A 12,592-nucleotide genomic window follows, 5' to 3' on the forward strand; every position below is an offset into this window, starting at 1 on the left:
ATGGCAGGATAAAAAACTTGTTACAGCAACCCTGGTAAATGAATTAATTATTGATCAATGGGATAATTACGATCAATATGAAATTGGAACTATTTTTCAGGCCAGATTAGAAATAATTCCCAAAGAAAACACCCGTTTTGTTTCACGGCCACGAAGTAACATCCGGGTAAAGAAGAAAAATAATTCAGATCTGGCTTTAGATTTGCTTTACCGGGACATACAGGAATATGCGACTGGTCATACCTGCTCCGCAGAATGGATAAAGGATGAAAAGACCGGAGAAATTAGCAAAATTGTCACCACCTGGATCCCACAGGCAATTGTTCATTCGGTAGATCCGAATGGATGTATTTTCTTTAAGGAAATATCCACTGACCCGGAACTTTCTCCCTTAACTGCAAACTGGATTGTTCATACCCCGGATGAGCACTTATTTAAAGGTCTCCTAAAATTACCTGAAGCATATGGACGATGGATAAATCAACAAGCGGCAATTATAGAGGAATTATCTCCTGAATACAAAAAGCAGGCGATTATTAATCTTGAAGAATGTAACCACATTAAAACCCGGATTATTGAAGGGATCGAATTTTTACAGAATGATCCAATAGCTGCAGAAGCATTCCGGCTTGCAAATGCAGCCATGGCACTTCAGAACAGCTGGAATCCCGAGAGAAAAGGATCAGATTTAAAATGGCGTCCTTTTCAGATGGGTTTTATTCTATTATCAATTGCGTCGTTATCTGATGATACCAGTAAATATCGCAACACCCTGGATCTTCTCTGGTTCCCTACCGGAGGAGGGAAAACAGAGGCATATCTGGCATTAATTGCTTACATTTCTATGTATATCAGGTTAAAAGAACCTGTGAATCCGGATAATCACGCCGGAGTTGTAGCAGTAATGCGATATACGCTTCGACTGTTAACAACACAACAGTTTTCCAGGGCTTCAGCAATGATTCTGGCCTGCGAGACAATCAGGAGAGGGAAAGCAGAAATTAAACCTACAAAAAGTCTGGGTAAAGTCCCTTTCTCGATCGGATTATGGGTGGGCGGGAATGCTACCCCGAATAATTATCAGGATTATATTAAAAAGAAGATACCTCCCTCATCTACACCTGATCAGCTCGAATATTGTCCTGCATGTCAGACCAGATTAAAATGGTGGGATGATAATAATGCTCATAACAGGCAGGTAACGTGCCCAAATAAAAAATGTATCCTGTATAATGGACCGAAAGCCCCGCTTCCCGTATATACTATTGATACGGTTCTGTACAAAGAAAGACCCACCCTTGTAATTAGTACGGTTGATAAATTTGCAACGGTTACAAGACGACCCGAAATAGATCGTTTTTTCTCAATATCCGATAATAATCCTCCCGTTTTGATTATACAGGATGAATTGCATTTAATATCAGGTCCGTTAGGTACAATTTTTGGTTTGTATGAATCTGCTATTGATTATTTATTCACCAGAGACGGAAAAAGGCCCAAAGTTATTGGCTCAACAGCAACGATAAAACAGGCGAAAGAGCAGATAAAAGGGTTGTTTGACCGGGATTCCTGTCTTTTTCCACCTTCAGGAATAAATTGGTATGACTCCGGATTTGCGGTGACTGATTTTTCAAAGCCCGGCCGGCAATACCTTGGAGTAACCACTGCAGGAAGATCAGCAAAATATTCATTACGGGGAGTGACTGCATCCCTTCTGCAATCTGCACATGCCTGTTTTGATGAATTGGATCAATGGGATCCATATAAAACATTACTGACATACTTCAATTCACTTCGTGAACTCGGGGGTGCAGTGATATTGATGCAGGACGATGTTCACGATGCAATAACCGATATTTGCAGATACCGGTGTGAAAGCCCAAGAAAGATTGAAAATGTGGAGGAATTAACTTCGAGACTGTCACAGGAGGAAGTTCTGGAAATTCTACATAAATTTGATATAAAGGCAGATCAGCATGAATGTCTCGACGTGGTCCTTGCAACAAACATGGTCAGTGTGGGAGTTGATATCTCACGCCTTGGTTTAATGGTTGTAAATGGGCAGCCAAAAGGAAGATCAGAATATATTCAGGCAACCAGCCGTGTAGGACGGCAAAGTCCCGGTCTGATTATATCAATCCTGAATAATGGAAAGGCCAGGGACAGATCTCATTATGAGACATTCAAAACCTGGCATCAGACCCTGTACAGGGATGTTGAAGCAACCAGTGTTACACCTTTTACCTCCAGAGCAATGGATCGTGCATTGCATGCTGCTCTGGTAGCAATAATCCGGTTTAAAATTGATGGAATGCTTGAGCATTCAGATATCAGACATGCTGAAGGAAAAAAATTAAACGAAGTTATTGAATATCTGGTTTCGAGAGCATACTCAATCGATCCTGAAGAAAAAGGTGTTGAGAAGTATCTGATTAAAAAACTCGAGAGTTGGAAGAGGCGTAATCCTCCGGAATACTGGGGAAAAATGAATGAACGTACGTTATTAATAGACGCTGAAATGGTGGCTTCCCTAAACTCTCTTGGAGGATATTCTTCCAATGCATGGCCAACGATGAATAATATGAGGGGTGTTGAACCTTCATGTGCATTTGTACTGAAAATAATAGATCCGGAAGAAGAGGAGAGTTAAAATGGCATTTGAATTGGGAAAAATCAGAAGGAGTCATGTTACAATGATGTCAGGTCCGGGGGGAATCGTCGATTTCAGGGCTGACGGAGGCCCGGTATCTGCTATTGTTGCAGGGCTCGAGGACTGGGATGAAACCTCCGGAGAGGGGGGATCAGGTAGTGGACAGATTATACGTGAAGAAAGGCTTGAAAAAAAGTTGTCTGTAAAACATTTTAAGCAGCCCCCCGTGACAGGTGAGTCATATTATTCAAAAAATACGACATTTCTTAAGGCGTACCGGTTTCCGGACTGGCTTCAGTGCCCAAAATGTCAGCGTATAGCAAGATCCGAAAAATGGGCTGATGAAAATTACAAGGCATATCTTTTTTGCCCTGAATGTTCCGGCCGGTCATTAAAAGAAAAAGTTTTTGTAGTGCCTGTAAGATTTGTTCTTGCCTGCAAAAAGGGACATCTTGATGATTTTCCCTGGGATGAATTTCTGACACATAAAGAAGAATGTCAGCATAATAACGGATTCCTTCTATTAAAATCAGAAAAAACAGGTATTTCAGGCCTTATCCTTTCATGCCCTGAATGTGGTACCTCCCGTTCACTGGATGGTCTTTTTACGCGAAAAATGATTTCAGATAATGGTATAAAATGCACAGGACGACGACCATGGTTAAACTCATATGATGATAATAAATGTGATAAAAAGCCACGGGTATTACAGCGGGGAGCTTCAAACCTCTATTTTCCTCTGGTAAAATCCGCGATAAGTATACCTCCCTTTACCGATCAGTTCAAAGTAATACTAGGCGAACACTGGGACAAAATCGCAAATAAAACTTCATATGAAGAAATGCTGCGATATATCCGGTATATATGGGATGATTCTGATTTTATCAGCAAACGTGAAGAAATCGGACTAAATATTGATGATTTTCATAAGGAGTTTGTAAAAAAATTAGAACGAATTAATAATTCCCTGGAGTCTGAAAATGAGGAGTCTGATATTAAACATGGAGAATATAAACAGTTTATTTCACCCGTATCTCATCAGGGTGAAGAGAACAGTGAATTTGAGACAAAAAAGGTTGATGTTCCGGCTGATCTGAAAAAGTATTTTTCTTCAATTGTACGGGTAATACGACTTCGCGAAGTGAGGGCATTGTATGGATTTACCAGAATTACACCTCCTGTTGAAGATGAAATTATATTCGTCCCTCTCTCCAGACAAAAAAAGCGATGGTTGCCTGCTATAGAGGTAAAAGGCGAAGGTATATTCATTGATTTTGATAAATCCAGACTTGCTCAGTGGGAAACGAATCCGGATCTTCAGAAACGTGCTTTAAAAGTAGATAAAGCATGGAAAGAAGAATTCTATAATATGCATCAGTTATCAGCAACTCCTTTTAACGTTACTCCACGGTTTCTATTAATCCATAGTTTTAGTCATGCTTTAATGAGAAGACTATCACTTGAATGTGGATATTCCAGTGCGGCTCTTCGCGAAAGATTATATGTGAGTGAAGGAGATGACGGAATGTCAGGAGTTCTTGTTTATACCTCAACTACTGATTCTGACGGTTCTCTTGGAGGATTACAAAGACTGGCAGAGCCTCACAGAATACAAGGATCAATTATTTCTGCAATTAATGATATGGAATGGTGTTCATCTGATCCATTATGCATTCATGGTATGATATCCCTTCAGGAAAGTCACTCTCCGGCATCATGTCACTCATGTCTGTTTGCATCGGAAACCTCATGCGAACACTATAATCGTTTTCTTGATCGTGCAACTCTGGTAGGATTGCCGGATTCCAGTATTTCAGGTTTTTTCACTGAGTTACTTGAGGCCGAATAGATGGCAATAATGTGGCCGAGAAACATTCCGCCGGCTATACGAAAAGACAGATCCAGAAGGGCTGAATGCAGGGTTTTTGATAAACTTGAAAAAATTCTTGATGACAGTTATTCAGTTTTTTATTCCAGACCCTGGACTGGTACCGACAAAAACGGTACTGAAAGAGATGGCGAATGCGATTTTCTTATTGCTCATCCGGTCAATGGAATTCTCGTAATTGAAGTAAAAGGAGGAGGTGTTTCAAGAAATCCTGAGACTGATGAATGGAGCAGCATTGATCATATGGGATTTCATAATCGGATAAAGGATCCGGTTTTACAATGTAGGAACAGCAAATACACTATTCTAAAAAAATTAAAAGGATTTTCTGAGCTTAAACGAAGACGTTTTAATATCAAATGTGGCGTAATTCTTCCTGATTCGCGACATCCCGAAGAAGAACTTGGAATCGGATATCCAATCGAAATATTCTGTTTTTTAGAAGAGTTCTCGAACGGATTCCTGTCATGGATACAACAAAGAATGGCAGGCAATGAACCGGATGAATTCGGAATTGACGGTATTAATATCCTGACAGATATTCTCGCCAAAAAAATTGTTCTTCATGTTCCTCCGGGCCATATACTGAATGAGGTTGAAGAATCAATATATTACCTGACCGTTGATCAGTATCATATTCTTGAAGAAATAGAAGAAATTGATCGTGTAGTTATATCAGGGGGAGCTGGAACCGGGAAAACAGTCCTTGCAATCGAAGAAGGAATAAGACTTGCTTCTCAGGGAATTTCTGTCCTGATTACCTGTCTGAGTGTCCCGTTAGCAAATTATATCAGACAAAAATTAACCGGGTATCATAATATCACCGTTCTACCATTTCACAAACTGTGTGGCCAATATATAAAAAATGCTGATCTTGAAATTCCAGGAAATGTTTCTTTACAGCACCTTTTGCGGATTACATATCCTGATTTGTTGCCCGTTGCAATAAATAAAACAGGAGGGCCATATTTCGGCGCAATAATTGTAGATGAAGGACAGGATTTTCTCCCGAACTGGTGGCTTGCTCTTGAAAGCCTGATTGACAAATCCGGCAGTACTCAAAAAATCAGGGTTTTTTATGATAGCAATCAGAAAATATTTGGTAAAAATTTAAAAATACCTCCGGAATTCCGCCCGGTTCCCATTCGTCTGGTTCAGAATCTGCGAAATACCAAAAATATTTTCCGCTATGTTAACCACTTTTACGAAGGACATAAAATTAAAACAATCGGCCCCGAAGGTCCTGAGGTGGAATATCTTGTAAAAAATTCATATTCCGAAATTAAACAGGTTATTAAAGAAAAAATTCAGAATTTTATCTCAAAAGGAGATATATCTCCCGAACAAATTGCAATCCTTGTCCCGGATGACAAATGTCTTGATAAATTTTTTTCTGAAAATACAATCGCTGGTTACTCCTGTGCTAAGAGTTATATGCCAAAGCGGAATGCTATTGTTATTGATACGATAAGAAAATTCAAAGGATTAGAAAGCCCTGTGGTTTTTCTTCTGATAAATAGTGAAATTCTTGAAAGGGAAGATTTATTGTATGTTGGACTTTCCAGAGCGTCAACTTATCTTTTCATATGTGGTGATTCGTCAGGTACAGAATATATCAATAAAATAATGAAACCTGATTAATTTGTGACCTATAACAAAATAAACTGTCAATTGTGCACATAAAATTGTGAAAACCCGAATATTACCGGTGCCAGAATGAACCCGCTTTCAGCCCATGGATCATGCAGATTATTACATTCCTGCTCATTTGGAAGGACAATTGTCCTGATTCCAAAACATCTCATGTATTGCAATTTTCCCGGGTAAAATAACTTGTGATCTGCATTACCCCTGATTAATTTTAAAACTGATTTTATTTCCGAATTTACCGATTCAGACAGAAAAGCAAAGGATCTGTTTGAATCCTCAAAACAAAGAGAGTACTTTTTAAAATCCTTATTTAATAATCCCGTTACTCCTTTGTTTTTATGTGCATTTTTTATTAACGCAGACAGGTTTTTGGTAACAGCTGCAGAATCTGAAAAAAGATCAGTCCCGACAATGCAATCGGCGGTTATATCCCCACTACGTCCTATTTCAACCTGTATCCCTCCATTTTTGTTCAAAGTTCTGTATATTCTGCCAGAATCAAGTGTATGCGTTCCGGTAATACAATATCCTTTACCCACTTTAAGTTCTTTCCTTGCACGTGTTGCACCAACAAAATGTACACGTGTTTCTTCATTAATGACATCATCAGGGTCATCTCTTTTAAATGCATTATTTGGCATCATGAGATGAACACACTCTGCTTCACGTCCTTTGGATGCATGAATTGTTCCAATAATGGGGCCGGATAAACCGATTTCAGAATTAACCATTTCAAAAGGAGGGTTTTGAGAACCCAGTGTCTGCCTTAAGTATACCATATCAACTGAATTTTTATTTCCAGCCAGCCTGCATAACACATCCCACGCATCATCAAAATTAATACTATTAAAATACGGGATATGACCATCTGATTTCTTATTTATCAGTTTTTCACTTTTGGAAATCGCTTCTTCCCACAATAAGTTGAAATCAGTCTTTTTAAGAGTTTTACTAATAAATTCTGAAAGGCATAAACCAACCCATGGATGAATTAAATGGGGGGTTCCGGACATCCTGATTCTGTGAGGTCTCTGACCAAAAAATGATGATGCGGTTAATACTTCAGCTCTTCTTCTGTAGAGAATGAATGTGTTATAAGGATCAACAAGCTGCTGTTCACTGATATCGGGGATTTCCTGTGAGGATGAGACCAGGAACTCTCTGATTTTTTTAATTTTTTCTTTTGGATTGATTTTTTTATTCAGGACATCATTCCTTGTTTCTGTAAATAATTTAAATAATGTTGCGGATTCAGTACGATATATCTTCATTAGTGAACACTGATAAAAATCTGAATTAAAGAAAGTTCTGATTGATTGAGGAAGAGAAATGGACAATATTTTATCATTTTTTTCTTCATCAATAGCAAATCCGTAAATAGACTGAGCATCATCTGAAAAAACTGTCACCCCGCATCTTTTCTTTAATTTGCTGATAAGTGTTAGCAATAATTTTGCACGAACTCCAATAACGTCCTGTGCTTCATCAATAATCAGATGATCAATATTATGGACTATCTGTTTTTCAATGTCAGGGGTTTCAAGTAACTTTCTCACTTTATCAATATTCTCTTCATATGAGGGGAATATAGTATTACCAATGATGCCGGTATTATTAAATCCCTGATTTATTGTCCAGGAACATGAGTCAATAGTAGCTATTTTTATAATATAAGCATAATTCGGGTTTTTTAGATACTCCATAATTCTTTTACGGATTTCCTGCACTGCAGTCCGGGTAAAACTAATAAACCATATATGACTTGGATTAACACCACAAGTATCAATAAGCCAGGACACACGTGCACATGCAACTGCGGTTTTACCTGTACCGGGTCCTGCATCGACCAGAATCCGTTTATCAGAAGGTGCAGTAATTATTAAAGTTTGTTCGCTATCAAAACAATTAAGTGTTACAGAATTACTCGTCATTGATCTGAACGCAGGTCTTCATCGAATTTAATGTCAATATGAGAAATTTTTATCATATTACATTTAACTCTAAAATTAAAATCATTCAAATTCTGAATTACTTTATTAGAGACTAAAAATCCTTTATTAATCAACCTTTCCCGGAAATATTTCATTGAATTAAAAATCTCTGCATAATTATTAATTATTCGTTCCAAATTAAAAACTTCACCAAATTTTAAGATATCATTCTCATTTTGGGGACCAATATTCATATCTTTACTTAAGAGGGAATCCAATGCACATTTTATGGGATCATCACATAACCCTCTGAACCAGCCTTTTATTGTCATAAGATCCTTACTTAAACCGCCCTTTTGCAATCTTGAATGGATTTCACTTACCGGTAATCCCATTCGTTCCACATGTCGTAATGCTTTTTTCCAGCAGGCTAAAAATTCAATATATAATTCAATATCTTCAGCAGTTTCAAAGAGTTCATTTTTCATGAATTCAATAAGTAATTCTTTTCGAATATCATCAGGAATGATAAAAATAACATCGCCGGTTTTTACTGACTGCGGGTGAATCCATTGATATCGCAGATATGGCTGGGAAAACCGGCGACGGAATAATATTACATCCTGATCTCCTCTGACTGTGATAATTTGTCTGTCTGCAGCATGAAATATATAATGATTTTTATCAATACCGGGTGGAGGAGTATGATATGATTTTTGTTTCTGATTCCGAAGTAGATGCTGATATTTAACAAATCCGGGTTCAGAAGTGATAATATCTTCGCATTTTAAAATTGTTTTTAATTTTTGAGGGAATGAGGCAGTTTCTTTAATCAATGTTTCATAAAGTGATAATTCTCCTGAATAAAGTATAAATATTAAATTTTCAGCAAATTTTTTTGCGACCAGTAATGCTAAAGGATTAGGTAAAAATGGAAAGATAATATTCTGATATACGTGATTACTATAACTTACATTAACGAATAAGTCATCCTGAGTCAGAATTACCCATTCAGAATCATTTATAAAAATTGTGTTTTTATTTCCCTTGTAATAATATACAAAAGACTGCACTGAATTACATGAGGGAAGAAGGATACATTGTTTAGATCCCTTAAGACTTATTTCAGATAATATTTGATTTAATTTTTTATATTTGGGATTGTTATCCTGTAATATCTGTTCAATTGGGATAATGAATTCAATTAAAGAATTTTTTTCAGATTCAGGAATCAAATTATCTGTATTGAGTCTTTTTGATGGGAATAATGGTTTTTCATCAATAGTAACATCCCACTCATCATAACACATTTTTAAGGGAAGACAGACAGTATTATAAAAAAAATATGAGTCCTGTATAAATCTTAAAGATTTTTCAGATAATCCTGAAGAATTAATCAGGATTTTATCCCAGGTTTCTGGAAACTGACATACATGAGGAGGAATAATCTGACCATCATCAGGCAGAAACCCGTTATCCGAAAAGTTGAATAAATTCCATGAATCTTTTTTTAATTCGCAAAAACAATTCTGATAATCTTTTCCTAATTTATTTAAATCTTCTAATGTTATCAGGCATACAGATCGATTCTGTATTTTATTTCCCAGCAATAAGTTAAAAGTTCTGTAAAAGATTAAAACGGAGTCTGAATCTGACTGGGGGATTTTATTATTAACAATGAATGATATATTTTGTTTATAATATCTGAAAAATAAAATTTTTAAATCACCCCGATCTGCCTCATATTCAGAGAAAAAATTCAGTATGAATGTTCTTCCCGGATTGTCTGTAATAATATTTACAGACCTGCTTCTTTTTCCAATAACAGTATAGGAGATTTCAAAAAAAATAAGTTTTAATAAATCTATTCGATATTCTGGAATAATAATAAGTGTTTTTTCATAAGGGGGCGTATTTAGGATTTCCGAAAATTTATCAAAATCATCTCGTAATTCTTTAGTGAAACTGATAATTTCGCCATTTCTTCGTAAAATCTGTCGGTCAATAAGATTGTTCAAAAAAGATTCATTAAATATTATGCTCACTTAAACCCTATTAAAAATACTTAATTTTCATTTATAAAAGATTATCCGTTTGTAAAATGTATTAATTATTGTGTCCGAAAAAGAATTCAATCCCGAAAAGTTTGTAGATATTATCTGTAAACATCCCCTTTTTACAAATCCGGGTGGAGAAATAACCCGGGAAATTCTTGAAAAATGGATTAAAAAACAAATACAAAATAATAATATTCAGGAATTATCTCCAAAGGAGATTGACAGCATACTCCTGCAATGTGAAAAGCTTGAACTAATTAATATTAAACGCTATCCTCAGGGGATATTAATTACTCCAACCAGAAAAATTGACAGTAATCAGCCCAATCTGAATTCTGTCATTAAGAATAAAGTAAAACAATCCCTGTTTGAAATAGCCGGTTGTGGATTTACCCATAATAAGTATGCCCAATTATTACTGGATAACATAAAAAAATTCCCGGAAACATACAATCTTACAATTTATCTCCCGTTTTTTTATGACTTAACTTCAAATATCATAAACGATCTCTATACTGACTGGCATACAAAATTAATGCTTAGTTCTTCACTCGGATACATTATGTTACAGGAAGATTTAATACCAGATTATCATCCTGATGGGTATATTGATGATTTATTTGTACTCACATATTGTCTGCGGGAAACAAAAGAACATAATTCAAAACACATCATTAACAATAACTGGTATTATTCTGAAGATATTTTTTGTTTAATTGATAAAGTATATACGGACTGTGAAAATGTATTGGGTAAAAAAACCGATTTGATATTACATAAGGTAGGGTTAAAAAAATTTAAAAACCTGGAATTTATTAATTATAATTCAGGTGTTTTTCAGACCCTTGAATTAATTCGATATGAAAAGCGACGAATTATTAAATTATTAGTTGCTCTCAGGGATAAAATCAGAAATAAATGCAAACAAGATGAAATCGAGGAGATAGAACAATTGTTAATACATTCACCAGACTATGATGAAATTATGAAAGAAATCATATGCCCATCGCCGGACATTCCGGATATTAAAAGTACCGGGACAATCATTAAAGAACATATTTCTGGTTCTTAAAATTATTCACAGTGCATTAAAATCAGAAAATCAGGTTATATACATAATTCACTAAATTTTTCGTCTTTTTAGGCCGCAAGTTCATTGCAGACAACCAGGAGTAAATTAAAAATCTTTTGAAACTTGAGATATATAGGATATTTTGTCAGCACAATTTTTAAATAGAAGTTTTTAGCCATTCTCAAATACATAATTAATAATCTGCTTATGGCAATTATTAAAGAGAGACTCTGATGGAATATTCATATCCTGTTACTTCAAAAATCCCCGATACTTTCAGATTTATAGATTTATTTGCAGGTATTGGCGGAATCAGGATTGCCTTTGAACGGGCGGGGGGTGTCTGTGTATTCTCTTCTGAATGGGATAAATTTGCTCAGAAAACATATGAAGCGAATTTTGGAGAAATTCCTCATGGAGACATTCGCGGGATTGACGTAAAAGATATCCCTGATTTTGACATTCTGTGTGCGGGTTTTCCATGTCAGCCATTTTCCATCGCCGGAGTCTCCAAGAAAAATAGTCTTAACCGTCCTCATGGTTTTGAAGATGAAACACAGGGAACATTATTCTATGAAATCGTCAGAATCCTTAAAGCAAAAAAACCTCGTGCTTTCTTTCTGGAAAATGTAAAAAATCTTGAAAGGCATGATAAAGGACGGACATTTCGGGTTATTAAAGGGGCTATTGAAGAAATCGGGTATTCTTTTCATTATCGGGTCATTAATGCCAGAAACCTTGTTCCACAGAACCGGGAACGGATTTTTATGATAGGGTTCAGGGATGGAAACGGTTTTTTTGATTTCCCTGAAATCCCTGATCTCCAGCCCAGATTTTATCAGATTCTTGAATAAAACCCGGATGAGAAATACACTCTTACGGATCATCTTTGGGAATATCTTCAGACCTATGCAAAAAAGCATAAGGAAAAAGGGAATGGTTTTGGTTTTGGTCTTGTGGATCTGAACGGGTATAGCAGAACTCTTTCTGCACGATATTTCAAGGATGGAAGCGAGATCCTTATTCCTCAGAATAATAAGAATCCCAGAAGGCTGACGCCCCGTGAATGTGCCCGTTTACAAGGTTATCCTGAAAATTTTAAAATTGTTGTTTCGGATACCCAGGCATATAAACAGTTCGGTAATTCAGTCGCTGTTCCAGTGATAGAGATTCTGGCGCGTCATCTGGTGAATTATTTAAATAACCCTGATATATGTGTAATTGCCCCCATCATGCAGAAAACCATCAGCGACTTCTGTTCTACCTAAATATTCCATGATTTCTTTTAACAATTCACCTGGCTGCTTCCTGATATTGTGTTCCCATTTCCTGATAACATTCCAT

Annotated in this window: 6 protein-coding genes and 1 pseudogene; 5 read left to right on the plus strand and 2 right to left on the minus strand. The window is 36.3% G+C overall.

The annotated features are described in order from the left end of the window. The 3 genes from PLA23_RS04800 to PLA23_RS04810 form a co-directional block, all read left to right on the plus strand. Positions 1–2,650, plus strand: a 2,650-nt coding sequence (locus PLA23_RS04800; RefSeq protein WP_324474210.1) for a helicase-related protein, incomplete at its 5' end; no start/stop codon positions are given. 1 nt (position 2,651) lies between these two features. Next, positions 2,652–4,499 (plus strand): DrmB family protein, encoded by a 1,848-nt coding sequence (drmB, locus tag PLA23_RS04805; RefSeq protein ID WP_324474212.1) that lies wholly within the window; start codon positions 2,652–2,654, stop codon positions 4,497–4,499. Positions 4,500–4,508: 9 nt separating this feature from the next. Continuing rightward, on the plus strand, positions 4,509–6,179 hold the full coding sequence (locus PLA23_RS04810) for a nuclease-related domain-containing DEAD/DEAH box helicase (protein WP_324474214.1): 1,671 nt from the start codon (positions 4,509–4,511) through the stop codon (positions 6,177–6,179). 26 nt (positions 6,180–6,205) lie between these two features. On the opposite strand, the gene PLA23_RS04815 is transcribed toward PLA23_RS04810, so the two are convergent. Next, on the minus strand, positions 6,206–8,119 hold the full coding sequence (locus tag PLA23_RS04815; RefSeq protein WP_324330831.1) for a UvrD-helicase domain-containing protein: 1,914 nt from the start codon (positions 8,117–8,119) through the stop codon (positions 6,206–6,208). Beyond that, positions 8,116–10,137 (minus strand): DISARM anti-phage system protein DrmE domain-containing protein, encoded by a 2,022-nt coding sequence (locus PLA23_RS04820; RefSeq protein ID WP_324474216.1) that lies wholly within the window; start codon positions 10,135–10,137, stop codon positions 8,116–8,118. Before PLA23_RS04820 ends, PLA23_RS04815 begins: the two co-directional genes overlap by 4 nt. A 97-nt stretch (positions 10,138–10,234) precedes the next feature. Here PLA23_RS04820 and PLA23_RS04825 point away from each other — a divergent pair, with 97 nt between their 5' ends. Then, positions 10,235–11,248, plus strand: coding sequence for a YkvA family protein (locus PLA23_RS04825; protein WP_324330834.1), 1,014 nt, complete (start codon positions 10,235–10,237; stop codon positions 11,246–11,248). A gap of 233 nt (positions 11,249–11,481) precedes the next feature. Further along, positions 11,482–12,516: pseudogene (dcm, locus tag PLA23_RS04830) on the plus strand (DNA (cytosine-5-)-methyltransferase). Positions 12,517–12,592: the final 76 nt, after the last annotated feature.

The sequence above is a fragment of the Methanospirillum sp. genome, from assembly GCF_035406105.1.
In the GTDB taxonomy this organism is placed as follows: domain Archaea; phylum Halobacteriota; class Methanomicrobia; order Methanomicrobiales; family Methanospirillaceae; genus Methanospirillum.

Coding starts and splice junctions, on each gene's coding strand:
- drmB (WP_324474212.1), top strand. CDS start 2,652: ATGGCATTTGAATTGGGAAAAATCAGAAGGAGTCATGTTACAATGATG.
- PLA23_RS04810 (WP_324474214.1), top strand. CDS start 4,509: ATGTGGCCGAGAAACATTCCGCCGGCTATACGAAAAGACAGATCCAGA.
- PLA23_RS04815 (WP_324330831.1), bottom strand. CDS start 8,119: ATGACGAGTAATTCTGTAACACTTAATTGTTTTGATAGCGAACAAACT.